The sequence below is a fragment of the Paenibacillus alba genome (assembly GCF_013204855.1).
In the GTDB taxonomy this organism is placed as follows: Bacteria; Bacillota; Bacilli; order Paenibacillales; family NBRC-103111; genus Paenibacillus_E; species Paenibacillus_E alba.
This window is the reverse complement of the sequence record NZ_JABMKZ010000005.1, coordinates 187016-209341: the sequence shown is the minus strand read 5'-3', so window position 1 is coordinate 209341 and position 22326 is coordinate 187016. Positions and strand designations below refer to the sequence as shown.

Sequence of the window (22326 nt, the reverse complement as noted above, 5' to 3'; positions counted from 1 at the left end):
GGTTCTGATAATCTCTTGACGAGCATTCTACTTTCTCTGACCTCTAGCTCCAGTTGCTTTCTCTAAACCTGCAATTATGCATCTTTTTTGCTCTTGGAACAGCCGAAACTGTTAAATTCCTGCGTTTGTGCAGGCTTTTGAGGCTTTTTCTGGATGAGCGGCTGAAAAAGATAAAAATGCCTGCACAATCGCAGGCATTTCCACTTTTTAACCGAATTCGCCCGGAAATCCCTGTATTTTCGCAGGTTTTTACGCTCAGGCGAACTGAACTGAATTGATCAGATCTTATCTGATCTGGAAGCCCCTTCATTCCACATGGAATTATAAACCCCATCATCTATCGACGCTTATATCCTAAATTTGGCTTACGGGACAGCCTCATTCCCTATGACTGGGATTCACAATTCCTTCGTCATAAACACACTATTCGTCTCCCATATGCCATTCAGTCCAATCGCTTCAAACGGGCATGGATGACAAAACGGCCGTTCACCGGATCCAGAAGATAGTCACAAGTTGACAATGTCAGAATGCGGACTTGCGAAGTCAATGTCATGTCGCTGGCAAATAGAGATTTCTCCTGAATTTCCTCCAAAAAACGGCGGAATGCCTCATCATCGGCAAAATCCGGCTCGATATAGTTAAAATCCGTCGTCGCATAATAAGCCGAAAACACTTCGCACATCACGAAAGGCGACGCCCACAAACTGATCGAGCGTTTCGATAAAATCGGTAAAGTCGAATATATGGAAGGTTTTCTCGGACTGGAGGTCCATTTGACGGAAAATATCAAAGAGTATGATGAAGTGAGTGTGGTAACCCGTTGGCGGTCCAAAGAAGATTTCAACGCGTGGACCAAAAGCGAGGCTTTCCGTGAATCCCATGCCCATCGAGAGACTCCCTCGTATATCATCTCGAACAAAATATCCTTCTATGATGTGAAAATTGTTCGTCAGCCTCTTCAAGCGGAAGATGCGACAGCGTCCGCCAGTTAAATGCTTCCATTGCGTGAATAAATAGAGGAGATAAACCGCTGCTTGCGGCTCATCTCCTCTATTTCCATTTATTCCCAATATCTTCTAGATACGCAATGCTCTTTAGCCAGCTTAAATGTGCTCAAGTCAACAATTTCTATACATTTTATAGTTTCAGGGGAATGTATCATTTGATTGTCTCCGGCGTAAATCCCTACATGGTGAATAGCTCCCTTCCCATCTTCATGAGCGAAAAAGAGCAAATCCCCCGGTTCCAGCTGTTCCTTGTCAACGAGAGTTCCCTGCTTCGCTTGGTCAGAGGCGTCCCTTGGAATCAAAATGCCAAAATATCTGTGCAAGGCATAAGCAAAGCCGGAGCAATCATAGCCAAAAGAGGACATTCCTCCCCATAGATAAGGCAGGTTGAGGAACCTCCTCCCTTGCTCCACGATCCCACGTCCAGTGTGGGTTTCTCCATCTTTAGGAGCTAAGGGGCCATCAATCAAGCGAATGTCATCCGCTTTTAGATACCCTTCCCCCTCCGGAGTCAGTACTTTCACCCATTCTTTCGTTTCCCCTAGCACTGGAAGAGAGGTCAAATAGCTCAACTCGATCAACCTTTCGGTCGAATTCTTATACAACCATGCTTTATCAGAGATCACTTCTGCTCTTTTCGTATCGACAAGAGCTTTCGCTTCTCCAACTAACTGGCAGCTAGGTACCCAGCCTGGATAACCTAAGTCATCTTTGCGTGTTTCCTGCTGTGGGATAAGCACCTTGCTCCAACCTTTGCCTTCTCTCACCATTTCTTCCACGACAAGAACGCATGAACCATAAAGAATCTGTGTTTGCACCCGGTTCTCCAGACATAGATCCAGCTTATCTTCAAGCGTCATGTGCCCCAGCCATTCTCTTATTTCGGCCGGATATTTCAATGCAAGCTCATCCATAGGTCTTGGAGATTCCGGCTTCGTCCATACCGTTGCCACAGAAACAGCGACCATCATTCGTTTAAGTATGCTCATGATCCTACGACACTTTGGTGGCTGTGGATCACGTCCACAATGCCAAGCCCCGCTGCTTTGGGGAAGGTCATGATCCTTCCGTCATACTGCACGCCACCAACCACAATATCTTGAAGCATCATGAGTGGCGCATCGAAATCGCAGCGCGTAATATTTTTCTTACTGGCAGCAAGATGAGCTGCCGCTGTTACGGCCACGCGGGATTCGATCATACTGCCCACCATGCATTCGACACCGAATTCTTCCGCGATATGATTAATGATCTGTGCTTTGTATATACCGCCAGATTTCATCAGTTTGATATTAATCAGGTCGGCTGCGCGGTTTTTCAGCACCTCAAAAGCTTGAATGGGAGTAAACACGCTCTCATCCGCCATAATGGGAGTTTCCACGTGATCCGTAACCATTTTCAACCCTTCGATGTCCCCGGCTTTCACTGGCTGCTCAACCAGTTCGATATCAAGTCCTAAATCCTCCATACGGCGGATCGTGCGAATGGCATCCTTCACCTGCCATCCCTGATTGGCATCTATACGAATTTTGACGCTGCTGCCTACGCATCTGCGGATTTCCTGCATTCTTTCGATATCCTCTTGGAGATTATCCTTCCCAACTTTAATCTTCAGTACATTAAAGCCTTCTTGGACATAACGAATCGCGTCTTCTCCCATTTCCTTAGGCGAATTCACGCTGACCGTGAAATCTGTTTCAATTTGATCCCTATATCCTCCTAGGAACTGGTACAACGGCAGACCACAGTTCTGTGCGACAAGATCGTAGACAGCCATATCCACTGCCGCTTTCGCACTGCTGCTCCCGATCATCGATTGATGAATCTCGTGCAGAATGCGTTCGTAAGCCAGCAAGCTTTTACCAATTAATAAGGGGGTGAACGTATTGACGATAGCCGAATGGATACTATCCAGGCTGTCACCTGTGATGACGATGGTCGCCGGAGCTTCTCCCCAACCAACTCTGCCATCTTTCGTCTGAATCCGAACAATAATAGACTCCGTTTTATAGACAGTACGCAGCGCTGTTTTAAACGGCTTTATGAGTGGGGTCGACTGCCGCATGACTTCAACACTTTGAATAATATTCATAGGTATTGCCTCCTGAGCTTTAAGCTTATGCCTCTACACCGGGTTCCGTACATGCCAGCACCTTCTCGTAAGTGCTCATTCTTGCTCTTATCCCCATTGGAACCGCAATATGCGGAGAGCAGTGGCCGATTTTAAATCCTGAGAGTGTCGGCTTCCCCGCGGAAACGATATGATCGTTAAAAATCTCCTCCAAAGTCAGCGACACTTTACGTTTATTCGGCACGCAATTAGTAAAATCACCGATCAGGATTCCAGCCGCATCGGCCAATTTCCCAGCGAGCTTAAGCTGATTTAGCATTCGATCCAATCTATAAGGCTCTTCGTCGATATCTTCAATAAAAAGCAGTTTCCCCTTCGTATCCAGCTCATAAGGCGTTCCAAGCGTACTTACGATTAAAGAGAGGTTCCCTCCAACAATAGGCCCAAAAGCTTCCCCTTCCACTAACGTTTGCAGTGGGGAAATCGCCTCTGTGTAACGGAGTATGGAAGGATGAAGGAGCGTTTCATAATTTTGAACCGTCAGCGGATGCACCTCATCTTTTCCCAGATCAATCAACATTGGTCCATGAAAAGTAACCAAACCCGCGAATCGCCCGATCGCGGCATGCAGAAAAGTAATATCGCTATAGCCCCAGAAAATTTTCGGATTCGCGCGAATAAGGTCATAGTCCAGAAGATCTGCTATTCTCCCGGTACCATACCCGCCGCGCGCACAAATGATAGCTTTAATTGTAGGGTCGGCGAACATGGCGTTCAACTCTCCTGCCCGGGCCTCATCCGTTCCGGCAAGATAGCCGTACTGCATGGATAAAGTATCTCCGAGCTGAACGTGCAGGCCTATTTTCTCCAAGTAGAGTGAAGCCGCTTTCATCTGCTCCGTATCTACCCAACTTGCCGGGGCTGTAATAGCCACCGTGTCGCCAGGGCTTAACCGCCGAGGCTTAATAAGCTCAGTCATAATTGGGGTTCTCCTTTCCCGCCTGAAAAAAGGGAGAAGCACCCCTGACAGGTGCATCCCTCCAATATCCTTTTATTTCAAATCTGCCCACTTGAAGTCTAGGAAACCGAAAGCGTGTCTAACGACACCCTCTAATTTGTCGCTTTGCAGGTACGTGGAGTTATAGAAGTAAAGCGGCAGAACCGGCGCTTCGTCCATCAGAATCTTCTCCGCATCATGCATCATTTTGTAGCGTTTGGACTCATCCGATTCGACATAGGCGTCTTTGATCAATTTATCGTAAGAAGCATTAACCCAACCTGTACGGCTGAACGGATTCGTCGATTGGAAGCCGTCTAGGAAGTTGATCGGATCGGCAAAGTCCGGAAGGAACGAAGAACGGGACAATTGCAATTGCAGTGCCTTTTGCTCGGTAGTCAGCACTTTGCCTTCTTTGTTTGCCAGTTTCACATCGATGCCTAAATTGTCTTTGAGCATCGCTTGAAGCGTTTGAGCAATGCGTTGAGAGACATCATTCGTGTTATAAGTCATAGTAACTTCAGGCAGTGTTGTGTATCCGGCTTCTTGCATCCCTTTTTGCAAAAGCTTCTTCGCTTCGGCAGCATCAAACTTGATCAGGCTGCCGCCAACCTGGCGGAAGTCTCCACCCGCAGGGTCCTTAAGTCCAGGCGATACATAACCGTCTGCCGGTTTCTGCTTTTGCTTTAATACCAAATCTACAAGTTTCTGTCTGTCTACTGCCGCAACAAAAGCTTTACGAATGTTAACATTATTGAAGGGTGCCATTTTCACATTAAAGCGGTAGAACGCAGTTCCCGCGGCATCTTCCACTTTCACTTTATTTTCGGCAAACAATTTATCACTCATGTCAGCCGGAATGGAACCCGTTGTATGAAGCTCACCCGTAGTGAAGAGCTGATACGCGGTGTTGGTATCATTGATCATTTTGAACGTAACGCCCGTCAGTTTTACGTTGGCGGCATCCCAGTACTGATCGTTTTTCACCATTTTCAGCTCGCTGTCATGCTTCCACTCCGTAATTTTGAACGGCCCGTTGCTTACAATCGTGGATGCTTCGCCTGCCCATTTGGCATTACCTTCCACAGTCGCCTTATGCACTGGGAAGAAGGCCGGGCTGGAAACCATGCCGACTAGCCAAGAAGCAGGCTGGATCAAACTAACCTCTAGTGTCTTGTCGTCCAAAGCCTTAATTTTCACAGCGTCCGCCGTCCCCTTGCCGGAGTTGAAAGCTTCCGCTCCTTCAATAGGATATGCGAGGAAAGCCGCATCAGAAGCTGTTTTTGGATCCAGCAGACGCTTCCAGGCATACTCGAAGTCGGCCGCTTTTACCGGATCTCCATTGGACCACTTGATGCCATCTCGCAGCGTAAACGTGTATTTTTTCCCATCAGGTGTGACTTTCCACTCTTTGGCCATAGCTGGCTCTGGCGTCTGGTTCTTGCTAAGACGCGTCAATCCCTCAAACGCATTGTTGACGACGTCGTAAGAAACTTGGTCAAATCCTTTCGGAGGATCGAGGGAGGTTGGTTCTTTTAAATTGTTGTACAGGAGGATTTTGGATTTCGCTTCTTTGGCTGCTTCTGTCTGCTTGGCTCCAGACTCTGGAGTTCCGGCGCCTGGATCTTTACTGCACCCGGCTAGTAACGTACCGATGACCAATACGGAGCTGATTAGCAATGCTGAAACTTTTTTCATAAGCACTTCTCCCCTTTGTTCAATGTCTTATTTATCCTAGAGCCGTCATGATGTTCTCTTGATCGGCGGCTGGAATACAAGTTGAGCTCGCGGATCCTGAAGCCAGCAAGCTGCCGAATGGCTGCTCGATACTGCCGTCTGCTCCGGCTGATAGGCACCGCATACTTCCATGGCATAGCTGCAGCGCGCTGCAAAAGCACAGCCTTCTGGCGGAGCAAACAGATCCGGCGGTGTCCCCGCAATCGGTGTAAGCGGTAGCGACTTGTCTGTGTCCAAACGCGGCATGGAAGCAAGCAGACCCTTGGTGTACGGATGCTGCGAATTGTGGAACAGCTCATCAACAGTCCCTGCTTCAACGACTTTACCGGCATACATCACATTGACTCGATCGGCCATATTCGCCACAACACCAAGATCATGCGTAATGATAATAATGGAAACACCGGTTTTCTTCTGCAGCATTTTGAACAATTCAATGATTTGCGCTTGTATAGTGACATCCAGCGCCGTCGTCGGCTCATCGGCAATAAGGACCGAAGGGTTGCACACCGCTGCGATGGCAATCATAATCCGTTGTCTCATGCCTCCGCTAAATTCGTGCAAATATTGCTTCAATCGCATCTCTGGATTGGAAATGCCAACCAGCCCTAGCATTTCCGCTGCTTGCTTGCGTGCCTCCGCACGCGATATTTTCTGATGGCGAATGATCCCTTCCATAATTTGCTCACCAATGGAGATGGTGGGATTCAGCGCCGTCATGGCATCTTGGAAAATCATTGAAATTTCTGAGCCACGCAGCTCTCGCAGCTGCTTTTCCCTAAGTGTGGTCAGTTCCCTGCCCTTATAGCGGATGCTACCTTGGCTGATCTTCGAGCTATGCTCAGGAAGAAGACGCGTCATGCTGCGTGCTGTGACACTTTTGCCGCAGCCGGATTCGCCTACGATAGCCAAAGTCTCTCCCTTCCTTAACGTAAAGCTGACTCCGCGAACCGCCTTCACTTCTCCACCATGCGTGGTGAACGAGACATGGAGATTGTCCACTTCCAAAATAACATCGGACGAGTTCGTTGCTTTCACCTCGGCTACCTCCTCCTTTTCGGATTAAAAGCATCCTGCAAGCCATCCCCAACCAGGTTAAAGGCAAGCATCGTGATCGATATGAAAAATGCCGGATAAAATAACCGCCACCACTGACCTGACAAAATGGTCGACAGACCGTCGTTGGCCATAACGCCCCAGCTCGCCAAAGGTGGCTGAATCCCTAGGCCAAGAAAGCTTAAGAACGCTTCTGCAAAAATAGCGGAAGGTACCGAGAACGTCACTTGCACGATAATGACACCTATCGCATTAGGCAGCAAATGCTTCCGGATAATGTAGCCTGCGCCTCCGCCTAACGTTCTTGCCGCGAGCACGTACTCGGACGATTTCAAACTAAGCACTTGTCCGCGTACAATCCGTGCCATCCCGATCCAGCCCGTAGCGCTTAAGGCCACGATGATCGTTAGCAAACCGGGCCCCATTACGACCATCAACAAGATGACAACGAGCAGATACGGAATCCCGTACAAAAGATCAACAAACCGCATCATGATATTATCGATTCGTCCTCCGAAATAACCGGCGATGCCGCCATATATAATGCCGATGACGAAGTCGATCAAAGCAGCCATGAGGCCGATAAATAGTGAGATGCGTGCTCCGTAGAGGATACGGGCATATACGTCGCGCCCAAGCTCATCCGTGCCGAACCAGTGGGCTGCCGATGGTATTTGATTGGCATCCAGCAGCACCTGCTTCGAATAGCTTTGGTCCGTAAGGAGCGGCCCAACTATGGCGAGCAGCGACATCAATACAACGATGATCAGCCCCGCCATGGCCAATTTGTTTGCACGCAGTCTGATCCAAGCTTCCTGCCAGAACGACAGCCGTATGCGAACAATAGCTTCCGCTGTCCCTGCGCTCTTAGACATAGGGACAAATAAAGAATCCGGAACATTCATCGGTTAACCCTCCTTCCTGTGCAGCTTGATGCGAGGGTCAATGAGCCCATAGGTAATATCCACCAGGAACATCATAATGACTAATAGAGCGCTATAGAATACAGTCGTCCCCATAATGAGCGAGTAATCGCGATTATTAATGCCATCGACGAAATATTTGCCCATTCCCGGAATGGCGAAAATCTTTTCAATCACAAAACTCCCCGTAAGAACGTTGGCTACCAACGCGCCGAGCAAGGTAACGACCGGAAGCACCGCATTGCGGAGCGCATGCTTGATGACGATCGTAGCAGGGGACAGCCCTTTGGCCCTTGCCGTTTCGATGTAGTCGGCGGTCAGCACCTCCAACATGCTTGCTCTTGTCAATCTGGCAATAATCGCAAGGGGGCCAGTTGACAAGGCAAGTGCGGGAAGGACAACATGCTTCCAGGTCCCCCAAGTGGCTACCGGAAGGAGCTTCCACTCGACAGCCACATATTTGATCAGCAAGGTCGCTACAATGAAGTTAGGTACCGCAATGCCGATAACCGCAAAAATCATGGCGAGGTAATCGATCATTCGGTTCTGCCGGAGTGCGGCGACCGTTCCGAGCGCGATACCGGTGACGATAGAAATAAGAATGGACACCGTACCGAGTTTAAATGAAACTGGGAATCCACGGCTGATCATGGCATTCACCGTATCGGGAAAGTGGCCAATGGAAGGTCCGAGGTCCAAGGAAAGCAGCGATTTTAAATAAAGCAGGTACTGCGTCGTAATGGGTTGGTCCAAATGGTAAAATTCCATCATGTTCTGAACCGCCGTCGGATTCGAATTCTTGCCGTCTTTTTCGAAAGGCGACCCCGGAACAGCGTGCATCAGTGCAAAAGTAACCGTAATAATTAGCCACAGTGTGACAATCATGGAGATAAACCTGCGAACAATATATTGTGTCACGCTATCACCTGCTCCCGCTTTTTAACAAAATGCCGTTCTCATCGCCAATTCCGTCATAACCAACATGGCTTGGTAGGCTTCCAACATATTTTTAGCCTGAAAAGTAACCGTAGGGCTGTTATCATCTATAGACGTACCCGGCATCAGGTGAGCCCACTCCGCTTGGCCATAGTTGGCAAATTCAATCTTCAACACCGGATGATCCGGCGGTACAAGCGGCTTTACTCTGCTGCGGTTAGCCAGCGCCTCCTTCGTTTTATGGCGGAGCAGCTGCCCGCTTTTTTCGGGGGTTAAGCACACAGCCGACGTTCGCGATATCCGCTTTTTCACAATCGCTGTCGTAATACCCGGAATAAGCTCTTCCGCTTCAATCGCGGTTTCATCGTCCCCAGCCACTAATAGCACAGGAACGCCAAAATGACCGGCAACATAAGCATTAAAACCGAGCTCGCCAATGACTCTGTCATTTATGTACATATTACGAACACCAAAAATCATCGTATGGCTAAGCACACCTTTGGTGGCTGCTCTAGTATGGTAGCCTAGAAAAGCCGCTCCTGCGAAGGAGCTATCCAGTCCCTGTACCATGGAAAAAGGCTTCACGTCACCTGAGATCAGCTGGGTTTCGGGATGCAGCTTCTCGATTAACAGATTGTTCATTTTGGAGTGACTGTCATTCACGATAACTTCCTTGCAGCCTTCTTCAAAAGCAGTTCCTATGACATGATTGGCTTCATCCGTCATGATGTGCTGCCCGCGTGTGTAATTGTACTGTCTGGAATCGATGAACGTGTTATCAACAAGTCCCGTTATCCCTTCCATATCAATGGAAATATAAAGTTTCATAGGTTGTCCTCCCATATTGTAAGGTAGCAAAAACCCAGCAAACAGCCTCGGGAGCATTCATCCCAAGAAACCATTTGCTGGGTTTTATTTACGGGTATGTTGCCATACGGATAAATAAAGCAGCTTACACTGTACCGGAAGATTGAAAGCCCTGATCTTCCCGGCCGTTAAGTGCTAATTTGTATTTTTTTTGTGCGTCTTTATACGCTACGACCAGAGCCTTCTGGGATGATCCATGGTATCTCTGGCGGATTTCCTCCGACACCACATCAAGGAGAAGCATATTATGCCCAATGAAGATGGAACGGACAAAATCCGATGTGAGCGGAATGGTGGATGAACATCCTGCATCAACAATTTTATGGCTTGTCGTATCTACAACAAGTCCAATGAAAAATGCGTTGTACTGCTGGGTAATCGGATTGTTCACGGAAGCTTGCGCGTCGCCGATAATATAAATCGTGTCTTTGTCGTATAACAAACGGCCACTCTCCTATTAGTACTCTGTTCGATTTTCGAGCGGGATGTGGGAAGAGTTTCGGTCTCCCTACGACCGCCAGAAGTCAGATCACTAATGATGTAACATATTCTAACATCGAATTCACATGTTGTAAATAGAATTTGAACATCGTTCAATTTACCCGTTAGAATGCGCTTCCAAAAATCCTCCTTTGACTTTATTTACAAAAAATTGATTCATATAGTTACATTATAATAAAGTCTATTCGTGCTGTGTAGCATTTTTTTTGTAGGGTATGCAAAAGAAACATATCATCACAAGAAACCGGTCCTCCTTATAGAGTCCGGCTCCTTTTCTCAGCTGTCTAACCTCACTTAATCGCCTAGCCCGCTTCGTCCTCCCCTGATCAAATCCATGACCACAGCAGCTCCACCGCCATGATCATGTTTTTTCATTTTGGCAATGTATTCGAACCGATTCTCATACAGCTGCTTAATCGCCTTCATAAAGCTTTGAGCTGTCATTTGTTCTTCAAGCAGCATATCAGCATAACCTGCCTGTTGAAAATACTGAGCATTGACAAGTTGTCCTGATCGGCTTCCACCATTCGTATGTGGAATTAACAACATAGGTTTCTGTAAAGCGAGCAGCTCCATAATGGAGTTGGAACCTGCACGGGAAACGATGATAGCTGCCGCAGCCAATAAATCAGGCAGCTCTTCTCTCACAAATTCATAAGACTTATAACCGGGAATAGAGAGAGAATCATCTACTTTACCTTTCCCGCAGATATGAATAACTTGGAAATGGTCTACAAGTTGATTGAGTACACTTTTCACCATTTGGTTAATGCTATGCGCCCCCTGGCTGCCTCCCATAATAAGAAGAACTGGCTTCTCGGAAGTAAAACCACAGGCGGCTAATCCGCGTACAGTGTTACCAGATTTATGCGCTTCTTTGATGATAGGCCCCACATAAATCGCTTTCCGATAATGGGGTTTCTTTGCTGTTTCGTGAAATGCGGTACACATATATGTGGCAAATGGCAGGGAAATTTTATTAGCAAGCCCCAAATTAAGATCTGGTTCATAAATAATAATAGGCACTTTATTGAGTCTCGCCCCGAGCACAACGGGTACAGCAACAAAACCGCCTTTTGAGAAAATGACATTCGGCTTCAATTTTTTGATGAGTCGGTAAGATTGACAAATGCCTCGCATGACTTTAAATATGTCTATCCCATTTTTCCAAGAGAAATACCGTCTCAGCTTGCCTGTAGAAATAGCATGGTACTTCACTTCTTGGCAGTCGGACACAAGCATTCTCTCAATTCCCTGTTCAGATCCTATATAATGGATGTCCCACTTCTCTTCTGCACACTTGGGAATCAGTACAAGATTTCCTGATACATGGCCTGCCGAGCCGCCTCCGGTGAATACGATCGTTTGTTTCATGCCAAGAAACCACCTTTTTGCAACATTCCTCTTATTTCTTGCTTACTCATCAATGAATGATCAGAATGGTAACTATGAAATTCCACGGGAATGCTTGTAGCATAGGATTCTTGTAATCCTTCTATAAGAAAAGGGGGTAGAATCACATAGTAGTGATCATCAAGGCTGATGGAATTGCTGCTTTCGAACTCGGAAATAAGCGTTTCATTCAGACTCTCACCAGGACGAGCCCCTGTTACATGGATGGGGATTTCTGCCGTTGATAAATCTTCAATTAGTACTTGTGCAAGATCCTTAATGCTGCAAGCTGGCATTTTCAAAACATAAACTTCCCCTCCTCTACTTTCTATTGTCGCTTTAAACAGCAGTGCAATAGCATCTTCCAACGTTATAAAAAATCGAGTCATTCTCGAATCGGTTAAATTAATTTCAACTCCCTTTTCAATTCGTTGTTTAAAGATTGGAACTACACTGCCCGCCGACCCTAGGACATTTCCACTTCGCACGCATATAAATTGAGTTTTGCTGTCTCTTAAATTGGCATGAACAATCAGCTTCTCTCCGAGTGCTTTTGTCATTCCATATGTACTAGATGGATGGGAGGCTTTATCCGTGGACACATAAATCACTTTTTCAACCTCATTTTTAATAGCCGCTTGAATGACATGTTGGGTCCCCATTACATTCGTTTTCATCGCACTGTCCGGCTGCTCTTCACAGATTGGCACATGCTTTAAAGCAGCTAAGTGATAAATATAATCCACATGCTGACAAGCCTGCATAATCTCATCTTTATCGCGAATATCTCCAATGATAAAAGTTAATTTTGGATGATGATGAAATTCCTGTTTCATTTCTACTTGAAGGGCCTCATTCCGGGAAAACACACGAATTTCCTTAGGTTCTTTTTCCAATAGCCTCTTTACAAGCTCTCTTCCCCAAGACCCTGTTCCTCCGGTAACTAATATCGTTTTGTTTTTCAATGTTCGTTCCTCCCATGAACTCATTAATTGTTAAAATTGCATCAATAACGCTTTACGAACAATCATACAATCGCTATGTTACGCCAATATGGCAAAACAAAATAAAGGTTCGACAGAGAGGAACGGACGGCTGCGTTGCAATCCACCCTATACGTCATATCCAAATACAACAAAAAACTGCTAAGCCTCATCGCGAAGGCACTAGCAGTTTTTATTGAAGATGGGTTGTTTCTGAACAATAATCTTTCGCGATTAAGGACGGGCGGAAGTGCCATCTGGCAGACGAGCCAGCGTCCAAGCCGGAACAACGTTCTCACAAGGAAACTTGGCAGCCATTTTCTCATCGATGTCAATACCTAGGCCTGGTTTCTCATTCGGGTACACGTATCCGTTTCTGGCAACAGGTATACCCGAGAAAACCTCGTGAATTTCGTCTTTAAAACCGTTCCATTCCTGAATGCCGAAATTGATGCTGCTGACATCCAAATGAACATTAGCCGCATGCCCGACTGGAGAAACATCGCCAGGACCGTGCCATGCTGTGCGAATGCCATAAGCCTCGCAAAGTGAAATCATCTTTTTGGCTGGTGTGATTCCGCCAATTTGACTTACATGGATACGAATATAATCAATCAAGCGTCCTGAGATCAATGGCATCCATTCGTTCGGATTATTAAACAATTCCCCCATCGCGATAGGCGTTGTCGTGTGTTGGCGAATGAGTTTAAACCATTCGATTTGCTCCGGAGGCAGTGCATCCTCCAGATAGAACAACTGGAATTTCTCAAGCTGTTTGGCAAAACCTACCGCATCGATCGGTGTCAATCGTTCATGAATATCATGAATCAGCTCTGCTTCCCAGCCTATTGTGCTGCGCAGATGTTCGAACATGTCAACAATGCCTCTCATATATACCTTTGGATCATAGTAAACACCGTCCAACGCGTTATCCGGCTTCACGATTTTGTGATCACGTCCACCATACAAGCCCATTTGGCAGCGGACATAACGATAGCCTTCTTCCAAGCAGGCGCGCACGTTTTTCTCTACTTCCTCTTTGTTGCCGCCATCGGCATGTTTATATATGGCAGCCCCTTCTCGGCACTTCCCGCCAAGCAGCTGATACACCGGCAGCCCCGCGATTTTCCCTTTTATATCCCACAAGGCCATATCTACTCCGGACAAGGCATTATTGAATTCCGGTCCATTTCTCCAGTAGCCGCTGACCATGGCCGTTTGCCATATATCTTCAATTCGCTGCACATCCTTGCCAATCAAGAACGGCTTCAAGTGGTCTTCTATAGCTGAAGCTACGGTCAAATAACGCTGTGTAAATGTTGCGCAGCCGAGGCCATACAAGCCGGGCTCTGAGGTTTCAATTTTCACCACAACCAAATTAATCCCCTCTGGAGCGGTCAGTATTGCTTTAACATCGCGGATCATAATCATATAATTCTCTCCCTTATCCGTATATCTATCTCTATTGTTTTACAGCTCCTGCTGTCAGACTGCTAATAAAATACTTTTGCAAGAATAGGAACAAAATTATCAAAGGCAAACTGGAAACAATCGATGCTGCCATTAAATCATTCCAAACAATTTTATAAAATCCGTTCAACTGCCCGATTCCTACCGGCAAGGTCTTCATGTTATCAGAGGTCGTGAGAATGAAGGCAAACATATACTCATTCCATCCGACGATAAGCGAATAAATAGCCGTTGCAGCCAATCCCGGTAAAGACAATGGCAAAATAATTTGCACAAACGTACGAATCTTGCCGCAGCCGTCAATTTTCGCTGCTTCATCCAGTTCTTTGGGTATCCCTTGGAAAAATCCTAACATCATCCACGTACAAAATGGGATAGAAAAAGAAATGTACACGACAATTAAGCCCAAGTGCGAGTCAATCAAACCTAACTTCTGCAGTACTTTATAGAAAGGAATCAACAACATAATCGATGGGAACATCTGAGTAATGAGCAAAAATGTTAGAAATGACCCTTTCCCCCGAAAGTTGAACCGTGATGCCCCATATCCCGCCAAGGCGGAGAACACTAAAGAAACACCGGTTGAGACAAGCACGATATACGTGCTGTTCATAAAGTACGTGCCGAAAGGATAATCCTTCCAGATTCTTGAGAATGCTTCGAATGAAATATGCTCCGGAATCCACTGAGGTGGAGTCACCATAACTTCCTGTGCTGGTTTTAACGCGGTAGACAGCATCCATAAGACAGGAATCAAAACAAGCAGTGAAGCAATGATCAAAATGGCGTACATGGAAGAGTTGAACAACAATTTTTTCCCTCTACTCGTTGGCACTGCTGAACACCCTCCTATAAACATATCCAATCAAGAAGCATACGAAGAAAACGATGACAGCCATCGCTGCTGCTTTACCAAAATCAAAATATTGGAACGCTTGCTTAAAGATATCGATACTGACTACATTCGTAGCGTCTCCTGGACCGCCTTCTGTCAAAATCCATATCATCGTGAAATGTTTGAACCACCACACTGTGTCCAGAATCAATGTTACTAACAGCACTGGCATTAGCCCTGGAACAGTCACATAGCGGAAAGATTGCATTCGATTGCATCCATCGATTTTGGCCGCTTCATAGGTATCCTGCGAAATGGATTGAAGACCTGCCAGCACCAGAAGCATGACCATTGGATAGCCTTTCCAGATGCAAACAATCGTAACCGCGATAAAAGCAAAGTAAGTGTCTCCCAACCAAGAAACCGGATCAGAAATGAGATGAAGATCCATCAAAATATAATTGAACAAACCGTACATCGGGTTGAACAACCATTTCCAAAGCAAACCTACAACGACTTCTGGAAGAAGCCAAGGGAGAATCAGAATCGCTCTGAAAAAAGTGCGCCCTCGCAGGTCCATATTTAAGACCAAAGCAAGAATGATACCGAGGACAAAATGTCCAACAACGGTAAAAAACGTATACTTGAGTGTTAAAAAGATTTTCCCGACAAATTCCCAATTAGAGAAAATATCGATATATTGATGAATGCCGACAAAATCCCATTTGTTCACAAGATTCGTGTTAAAAAAACTGATATATGCGCCATAGATCAATGGATAAGTGACCAACAACAGCAAAATGATAGCCGCTGGAGATACAAATCCATAAGCAGCCCACTGCTCTTTCGATACGGTATGCTTCACGTTGTCCTCCCTAGAAATAGAAGGGGGGGAGCCCCCCTCTAGCTGATTCTGGTACTGCTTACTTACCTTCCTTGCCGATCAGATCATTTGCACGGTCTGCCGCCTTTTTAGCTACTGAATCCACAGTCATTTTAGAATCGGTAGCTAACAGGGTTTGATATTCCTCGGCTACAATATCATAAAATTGTGAATAGGCAGAAAATGTAGGAGTTGAATAGGCAAACTCTAATGCCTTCACAAAGCCTGCCTTATCCGGTGTAGACATTTGCTGGCTCTTACCCGCTTCGATCTTCGTAGGCAAGGTTCCCGTTACATCATTCATTTTCAAGGCATTTTCTTGACTAACTAGAAATTTCAAATAATCTGCAACCGCTTCCTTATTTTTGCTTTGAGCGGATACGGAATAGCCAAGCAAACCAAATGTTGCTTTATGCTCTTCCTTTTTCGGAATAGGAGCACTATAGAGTTTCCCTTTCAGATCTGGGTTTTGAGACAAAATCGTACCGATCGCGTTCGGGCCGCTAATGATCATCGCTGCTTTACCTGTCGCCATCAAACTCGCTGCTTCGGGAAAGCCTGTTTCCGTTACTCCTGGTGGAACAACATGGTACTTATTGTTTAGATCTACGTAGAATTGCAGTGCTTCTTTGGCTTTAGGCGTATCTAGATCGGTGATCCATTTGCCGCTTGCATCTTTACGGATTTCTTCCGCTCCAAAGGAACGCAGTACAGGCAAGAAACGAGTCCCTCCAGAGGTGTTACGTGTACCAATGAGCGCAAACCCCCATTGATCCGTCTTTCCGCTGCCCTTCGTATCCTTCGTAAGCTTTTTAGCCGCCTCAAGGAAATCATCCCATGTTTCCGGTGCTTTAAGTCCTTCTTTCTCAAACCAATCCCCGCGGTAAATCAAAGCTTGAGGAGTCGCTGTCCAAGGAAGCAGCTGCAATTTGCCATCAATGCTTGATTCTTGAATCATATTGGGATAGAACTCTTTTAAATAGTCCGCCCCAAACAGCTTCGTGAGGTCTTCCGTAATGTTCATTCCGTAAGCAGTCCGCATAAACTCAGGTGTGCTCGTAAAAGCATCGGGAAGATCTGCTGCTGCAGCAAGCACCGATATTTTTTTGTACATTTCATTCATTGGAACACCAACAAACTCAATTTTGACATTGGGGTGCTGTTCCATATATTTATCTGCAATCGACTTTTCAGCTGGTCCCCCTGGTGTTTCTGTTTGTGTAGCTGACATGATTTTGAGCGTTATTACACCTTTCCCTTTGTCTGTGGTGCTGGCTCCAGCTGATGGTGTTTCTGATTTTTGTCCACTACACGCGGTAATACCAAGCGTTAGCGCCAAGATAGAGCTAGTCCAAATCATACGTTTACTTTTCATTTCTTCAACCCTCCGTTTTGGAATAAAAATTACATATATTGCTAATGCAGAACAATAGGTTTTAGTCCTGCATCCAACAAACACAATAGTAATGCGGCATTCTCTTCATCGTTATGTATTCAGAATTAAGCAATGGACGGACATCTTGTAACATGTCATACATGTTACATCGAGAAAAAAGTGCTTTTAACGGCCCATTCTTTCCCGGATTTTAAGCATATTCTCATCCATACCCTGTTTAATGTTGGCTTTGACTCTTGCACTATCTTTATTGCGCAGCGCCTGAAATTGCTCAATATGTCCTTGCAGACTATCTTCATTAACTCCCAAGACTCGGTTCAATTCCTCCAAGTAATGATAAAATACATCCTTGGTGTTTTTCATCACCATAAAGAGAATATCATTCTTGGAAGCCTTCGCAATGGCAAGATGAAACTCAAAGTCGGCCTCTGAGTACTTCTTGTAATCATCTTTGTTTGCAATCATTTTGTTGAGAGCGTTCTCAATCTGAAGCATATCTTCTTCATCCGCTCTTTGCACAGCGAGCTCAATGCATTTGAATTCAATCGTCTCACGAAATTCCGACATATCGAGAATCTCTTTCTCGCTCAAATTCATTTTGGGAATGAAATTGTCGACCATATTATCGTTGATCGATTGGGATACAAAAGATCCTTGGCCTTGGCGTGTTTGAATTATGCCAATAGCTCTTAACTTTTGAATCGCACTTCTCACGCTCACTCGACTCACATTAAACATTTGACACAGCTGATTCTCTGAAGGAATCTTGTCCCCTGGCTTCCAGGAACCAGATACAATATTCGTTTTCATCTGATCATAGACCTCGTCTACGATATTTTGCTTTTCGATAGTTTTGATACGCAATTCATACACCGTTTAGTTATGACATGTCATACAAGTTATTTCGTTTTTTATCTTAGCAGATATTTCTTAATTAATCTAGAGGGAAAATTAAATTTTCTGAAACTTTGACAAAGCAACTTTTTCAAAACCCTGGCACCAAAACCAAAAAAGAACTCACCCAAGAAGGTGAATGCACTAACTTTAACGCTATACTGTTATTTTCTTCAACCAGGCTGCAAGGGCTACCCCAATCTCATCAGGCGAGTCTTCTTGGGGATAATGACGTCCACGAACGGTGATCTCGGTTTGCGCTGGCCAGGTACGGCAGAAATCTACCTGTGTGGACGGCATCGTGCCTGGATCACATTTGACGAATAGCTTTGGAATCGAGCACTGTACCAACCACTCGCCGTAAGTGGTGACAATGTCAGTCACATCCGCTGGATCGCCATCAAACGGAAGTTGTCGCGGCCAGGTTAGTGTAGGACGTCGTCCTTCGCCGGGCTGCGAGAATGGCCGACGATATTCTGCCATCTCTTCCTCCGTCAACTTACGCAGAATGCCAATTGGAAGGTTAGTCTCAATGAAAGAGTTTTGTTCTAAAACCATCTGTTCACCTTCCTGGGATCGCAATGCCTGGAAAATTTTCCGTCCCGATTCAGGGATCTCGCTCCAGCTGCGAGGTTGTATGATTCCCTCCATGTAGGCGATTGCTTTCACGGCCTCCGGATGGCGATACGCCCAATCAAATCCCAGTGCCGACCCCCAATCGTGCACAACAAAGGTAACTCGTTGGTGAACGCTAAGCAGATCCAACAGGGCATCAAGATAGCGACGATTCTCGACAAAGGTGTAAGAATCGGGTCCACTATGGGGAAGTTTCTCGGAATCTCCCATGCCAATAAGATCAGGAACAATGCAGCGACCGAGATTCTGCGCATAAGGAAGAATGTTCCGCCAGAGATAAGAAGAAGTAGGGTTGCCATGCAGGAAGACAATCGGATCGCCGCTTCCTACCTCCACATAGGCCATATCTAGACCAAACACCCGCTGACGCTTCTTTTCGTATGGAAAAGACGAACTAATCATTCAACATCTCACCTTTCATCTTCGAAATGAATGCAAGTGAACACTTACATTAATTGTTTAAGAAAAGCCCCGATCGGAGCTGTCAAAGAGAACCATAACTATGATTAGGGACTTAGCGCCTTAGTAAATAAACGTACGCTTTCGTCAATAAATTCGTTCAGCGTCTCTTCCGAAACCGCTTCTTTCGCATTTAGGCTGCTGATAAAAGCTCCAAAATTCATCCACATGAACGATAATGCTTGAATTTCAGGATTTGAAGTGATAACTTTGCCTTGTGATGACATGGTAGTTAAATATTGTGCGAGCAGATTTTTCAAATGCTTAGGGTTGTTGGATGCCTCTTGAAGAACAGACTCAGGAAGAGTACTGCTTCCTTTTAGTGAGATCGAAATTAGTTTTCTATTCCTATTCATAATGTTATGGTACGTTCTGCTAAGTGTAAGAAGATCCTCATGCAGATTTCCTGTAAAACCTTCGTTAAAAAGCTTTGTCATCTCATTGCCATAGTGAAACCGGTTGAAAGCCGCCTCAAGCAGCTTCTCTTTGGTTCCAAAATGCCGAAATATGGTGACTTCGTTCACTCCGGCTGCTAATGCGATTTCTTTGGTCGTTGTACTGTCATATCCTTTGTCGGCCATGAGGTTGATGGTTGCCAGCAATATTTTTTCGCCCGTAGTTGGATTGGCGCTCATGAATCTCCTCCTCTACATGCAAGTACTTACTTGCATTTTTTTATTTTAGATTAAATGTAACTAAATGTCAATCGAATGTACTGCTTCATAATTTCTTTGCGAATGCCGCCTATTCCTACACTCAATCTGGTCATTCGTCCAATCAATTACTGTTTAACGAACATAGTTTATAGCGTAGTGACAAAACACCAGAAGGGAATGAGTAAACATGGGAGCAGTAGGTTATGGTGGAAGTTGTGCAGGTTATGGTAACAGTGCAGCAGCTATTTTGGTTCTTTTTATTCTTTTGGTTATCATCACATCCGCTTTCGTATGGTAATTGCTTAATCCAACACAATGAACAACAAGAAAAAACGGCCGCGTAAAATAAACGGCCGTTTTTTCAAATTCACAAGCCGAATTTTATTTATGAATACGGGCTATTCCAACACTCAATCTAGTCAAACGTCCAATCAATTACTATGTAACGAACATAGTTTATACCGTAGTGACAAAACACCAGAAGGGAATGAGTAAACATGGGAGCAGTAGGTTATGGTGGAAGTTGTGCAGGTTATGGTAACAGTGCAGCAGCTATTTTGGTTCTTTTTATTCTTTTGGTTATCATCACATCCGCTTTCGTATGGTAATTGCTTAATCCAACACAATGAGAAAAAACGGTCCCTATCGCTGAAATAGCTTCGAATACGGGTTGGTTTTTTCTTGGTTTCAATGCTGGCGGGGCACTCTTTGTTGAGTGCCCGCTCTCACCGGGATTCCTTCTCTCGCAGCAACACGCCAAACACTCCTGCCATTTCCTCTTTCATAAACGGTTCTACAGCCAGATCCAAGACCAAGAGCCTCTTATGGTTCCGTTCCAAGACCTGCAAGGCGGACTGCAAAACATCCGGTTGTAACGTCACTTCACGTGAAGGAATCTCAAAGATTAGCGGCAACTGTTCAGCTAGATGCACGGACGATACCGCCAACACTTGCAATGAGAGACAAGCCTGTTGGTTTTGTGCCTCCAACAAAGCCTGTTGCAAAGCATCCCGCAGCGCCAAGGTCACATTCAAGCCTACACCGCCATACCAACAATCACTTGTACCGACCCACATCACAGGGAATCCCGATACTTCCTCACCCAAACCAATCATTGGTTCTCCCTTCATTGTCGTGAGAGCCTGCAAATAAAACTGGCAGTGTTTATCTTCTATTGCAGACAACTGTACTCGAATGACCGAAGGCAATTGACATGCCTGTCGCTTGCCCAGTACCTCCGCCAAACTCTTTTTCAATCCTCGGCCAATGCCTTCTGCAACCGTTTCTCCCGCTCCAACACCGATAAATTCCTGCGGGTCTATCCGGTTCTCTGATTCCTGATAGGATGGAAGCTTCGAAGCGAGCAGACTGGCCATTCGAGATACATACGCTTCAATCCCGACCAGCCCCGCTTCCCGCCTCGCTCCCTCATGCATCAAATCTGTGCAAACAATGTCTGGCAGAAGCACAGCCGGCCCTTCCGATAGCGGATCGACTGCCTGAACACGACACTGAGAGAGCGGCAGCTGCTTTAAGTCTCCTTCCTCCCACAGATGGAAAATCCCTGATTCAGCCGATGTCAACCGGCTGAAGTAAGCAAGCAATCCGTTCTCACTTTTGCTTGATCTCCGTTCGAGCTGCTGGTCGAAATCGTGAATCCATTCAGCTGCGGTATGCCCGGTCACAAGCGGATGAGGGATGAACGAATGCCATTTTCCTTCCAATGTCTCCAGGTTTAGCAGGAAGAATTGATTGCTTTGTTCCACATCGTCCGCTCCCGTAATCATTTTTAATAATTCAAATACGATCACATTCGCTAACAGTTCTCCCGCTGTGGAAGAAAAGCTGAGCTGCTGAGGGGCTTTATAAATCGCAGATTCGTGAAGCCTGCGCCACACTGACTCCCAGCATCCCTCAAAGTCCGGATGCACTAGCGGACCCGCCAGACCCACCTGCTGTAAACACACAGCGGGAAGAAACACCTTCTTCTCTTCTCTACAAACCGCGTGAAGAACCCGCAGTTCCTCGATATCACCCTCCTGTGACACAAACAAAATGGAATCAAACGGCCTCACAGCCTCCCGCCAACTACTAAGCCCTTCCTTCTGCAGGGTAACTTCCTCTATTGCCACCTCGGGGTCCGTTTTACGGGTATGTGCCGCCAGTTCTAGCATTCGTTGCCGATCAGTCGGCTCTGAGCCAGAGACTAGCACGTGAAGCTTGGGTATTCCCGATACAAGCAGCGCAGAAATGACCGAGATCAAAAATGGACCAGAGCCGACCGTCAATACTTTGGCCTGACGATAGGACTGAAACCGATAAGCACCCGAATGACCGAAACTATCCAAAAATTCAATTTGAGAAGCATACTCTTTGAGAACCCCTTCCGGCAATTGTTCGTTCATCTTAGGTCGCATCGAATGGTTCAAATTTGTCATATTAGTACCTCCCCGTTATTCCCGATCTGCCCCAACTTCACAAGTAATTTTATGTCCAGCTATTTGTCCCTCATGTCTTGAAAATTGTAAGCACTTTGTCCAATGCGTACATATATTAGTCATCACTAATATATAATGAAAGCATCTTAAATAAAGGAGAATATGACGAGAAAATTGACCGCAGCG

Annotated in this window: 23 protein-coding genes; 3 read left to right on the top strand and 20 right to left on the bottom strand. The window is 45.8% G+C overall.

What is annotated here, in order from left to right; genetic code table 11:
• Positions 1-445: 445 nt before the first annotated feature.
• A complete protein-coding gene (locus HQN90_RS09810) occupies positions 446-688 on the bottom strand; it encodes a class B sortase (RefSeq protein ID WP_173217685.1) in 243 nt (80 codons plus the stop codon).
• On the opposite strand from HQN90_RS09810, the gene isdG reads away from it, so the two are divergent.
• Positions 684-995 (top strand): heme oxygenase, encoded by a 312-nt coding sequence (gene isdG / locus HQN90_RS09805; protein ID WP_173217879.1) that lies wholly within the window; start codon positions 684-686, stop codon positions 993-995. The genes HQN90_RS09810 and isdG overlap by 5 nt on opposite strands.
• A 68-nt stretch (positions 996-1063) precedes the next feature.
• Here isdG and HQN90_RS09800 read toward each other — a convergent pair whose 3' ends face one another.
• The 18 genes from HQN90_RS09800 to HQN90_RS09715 form a co-directional block, all read right to left on the bottom strand.
• A complete protein-coding gene (locus tag HQN90_RS09800) occupies positions 1064-1999 on the bottom strand; it encodes a C40 family peptidase (protein WP_173217683.1) in 936 nt (311 codons plus the stop codon).
• The gene (locus HQN90_RS09795; RefSeq protein WP_173217681.1) at positions 1996-3102 is read right to left on the bottom strand and encodes a dipeptide epimerase; all 1107 of its coding nucleotides are present in this window, start codon (positions 3100-3102) and stop codon (positions 1996-1998) included. The genes HQN90_RS09800 and HQN90_RS09795 overlap by 4 nt, the downstream gene beginning before the upstream one ends.
• 25 nt (positions 3103-3127) lie before the next feature.
• Entirely contained in the window at positions 3128-4060 is a 933-nt protein-coding gene (locus HQN90_RS09790; protein WP_173217679.1) for a S66 peptidase family protein, read from the bottom strand.
• 72 nt (positions 4061-4132) lie between these two features.
• Positions 4133-5776 (bottom strand): peptide ABC transporter substrate-binding protein, encoded by a 1644-nt coding sequence (locus tag HQN90_RS09785; RefSeq protein ID WP_173217677.1) that lies wholly within the window; start codon positions 5774-5776, stop codon positions 4133-4135.
• A gap of 45 nt (positions 5777-5821) precedes the next feature.
• Positions 5822-6853 carry an oligopeptide/dipeptide ABC transporter ATP-binding protein gene (locus tag HQN90_RS09780; protein WP_173217674.1) on the bottom strand — a complete coding sequence of 344 codons (1032 nt, stop codon included), beginning with the start codon at positions 6851-6853 and terminating at the stop codon, positions 5822-5824.
• 5 nt (positions 6854-6858) lie between these two features.
• Positions 6859-7776: an ABC transporter permease gene (locus HQN90_RS09775; RefSeq protein WP_173217672.1), complete on the bottom strand. Its 918-nt coding sequence runs from the start codon at positions 7774-7776 to the stop codon at positions 6859-6861.
• A gap of 3 nt (positions 7777-7779) precedes the next feature.
• Positions 7780-8712 (bottom strand): ABC transporter permease, encoded by a 933-nt coding sequence (locus tag HQN90_RS09770; protein WP_173217670.1) that lies wholly within the window; start codon positions 8710-8712, stop codon positions 7780-7782.
• Between the two features lie 21 nt (positions 8713-8733).
• Positions 8734-9558 carry a M55 family metallopeptidase gene (locus tag HQN90_RS09765; RefSeq protein WP_173217668.1) on the bottom strand — a complete coding sequence of 275 codons (825 nt, stop codon included), beginning with the start codon at positions 9556-9558 and terminating at the stop codon, positions 8734-8736.
• A 124-nt stretch (positions 9559-9682) separates the two neighbouring features.
• Positions 9683-10039 (bottom strand): DUF3870 domain-containing protein, encoded by a 357-nt coding sequence (locus HQN90_RS09760; protein ID WP_173217666.1) that lies wholly within the window; start codon positions 10037-10039, stop codon positions 9683-9685.
• Between the two features lie 353 nt (positions 10040-10392).
• Positions 10393-11472: an undecaprenyldiphospho-muramoylpentapeptide beta-N-acetylglucosaminyltransferase gene (locus HQN90_RS09755; RefSeq protein ID WP_173217663.1), complete on the bottom strand. Its 1080-nt coding sequence runs from the start codon at positions 11470-11472 to the stop codon at positions 10393-10395.
• Positions 11469-12455, bottom strand: a complete 987-nt coding sequence (locus HQN90_RS09750) for an SDR family NAD(P)-dependent oxidoreductase (protein WP_173217661.1) — start codon at positions 12453-12455, stop codon at positions 11469-11471. The genes HQN90_RS09755 and HQN90_RS09750 overlap by 4 nt, the downstream gene beginning before the upstream one ends.
• Positions 12456-12707: 252 nt before the next feature.
• Positions 12708-13904: an enolase C-terminal domain-like protein gene (locus HQN90_RS09745; RefSeq protein WP_173217659.1), complete on the bottom strand. Its 1197-nt coding sequence runs from the start codon at positions 13902-13904 to the stop codon at positions 12708-12710.
• Positions 13905-13935: 31 nt separating this feature from the next.
• On the bottom strand, positions 13936-14778 hold the full coding sequence (locus HQN90_RS09740; protein WP_216855269.1) for a carbohydrate ABC transporter permease: 843 nt from the start codon (positions 14776-14778) through the stop codon (positions 13936-13938).
• Positions 14765-15643, bottom strand: coding sequence for a carbohydrate ABC transporter permease (locus HQN90_RS09735; RefSeq protein WP_173217657.1), 879 nt, complete (start codon positions 15641-15643; stop codon positions 14765-14767). Before HQN90_RS09735 ends, HQN90_RS09740 begins: the two co-directional genes overlap by 14 nt.
• Positions 15644-15701: 58 nt before the next feature.
• Complete coding sequence (locus HQN90_RS09730; RefSeq protein WP_173217655.1) at positions 15702-17036, bottom strand: ABC transporter substrate-binding protein; 1335 nt, start codon at positions 17034-17036, stop codon at positions 15702-15704.
• A 186-nt stretch (positions 17037-17222) separates the two neighbouring features.
• Positions 17223-17921: a FadR/GntR family transcriptional regulator gene (locus HQN90_RS09725; RefSeq protein ID WP_173217653.1), complete on the bottom strand. Its 699-nt coding sequence runs from the start codon at positions 17919-17921 to the stop codon at positions 17223-17225.
• Between the two features lie 186 nt (positions 17922-18107).
• Positions 18108-18989 (bottom strand): haloalkane dehalogenase, encoded by an 882-nt coding sequence (locus tag HQN90_RS09720; protein WP_173217651.1) that lies wholly within the window; start codon positions 18987-18989, stop codon positions 18108-18110.
• Between the two features lie 104 nt (positions 18990-19093).
• Positions 19094-19681: a TetR/AcrR family transcriptional regulator gene (locus HQN90_RS09715; RefSeq protein ID WP_173217649.1), complete on the bottom strand. Its 588-nt coding sequence runs from the start codon at positions 19679-19681 to the stop codon at positions 19094-19096.
• A 208-nt stretch (positions 19682-19889) separates the two neighbouring features.
• Here HQN90_RS09715 and HQN90_RS09710 point away from each other — a divergent pair, with 208 nt between their 5' ends.
• Entirely contained in the window at positions 19890-20000 is a 111-nt protein-coding gene (locus HQN90_RS09710; protein WP_079412561.1) for a YjcZ family sporulation protein, read from the top strand.
• Positions 20001-20199: 199 nt separating this feature from the next.
• The gene (locus tag HQN90_RS09705; RefSeq protein WP_079412561.1) at positions 20200-20310 is read left to right on the top strand and encodes a YjcZ family sporulation protein; all 111 of its coding nucleotides are present in this window, start codon (positions 20200-20202) and stop codon (positions 20308-20310) included.
• A 117-nt stretch (positions 20311-20427) separates the two neighbouring features.
• On the opposite strand, the gene HQN90_RS09700 is transcribed toward HQN90_RS09705, so the two are convergent.
• The gene (locus HQN90_RS09700; protein ID WP_173217647.1) at positions 20428-22140 is read right to left on the bottom strand and encodes a putative thiazole-containing bacteriocin maturation protein; all 1713 of its coding nucleotides are present in this window, start codon (positions 22138-22140) and stop codon (positions 20428-20430) included.
• Positions 22141-22326 lie beyond the last annotated feature (186 nt).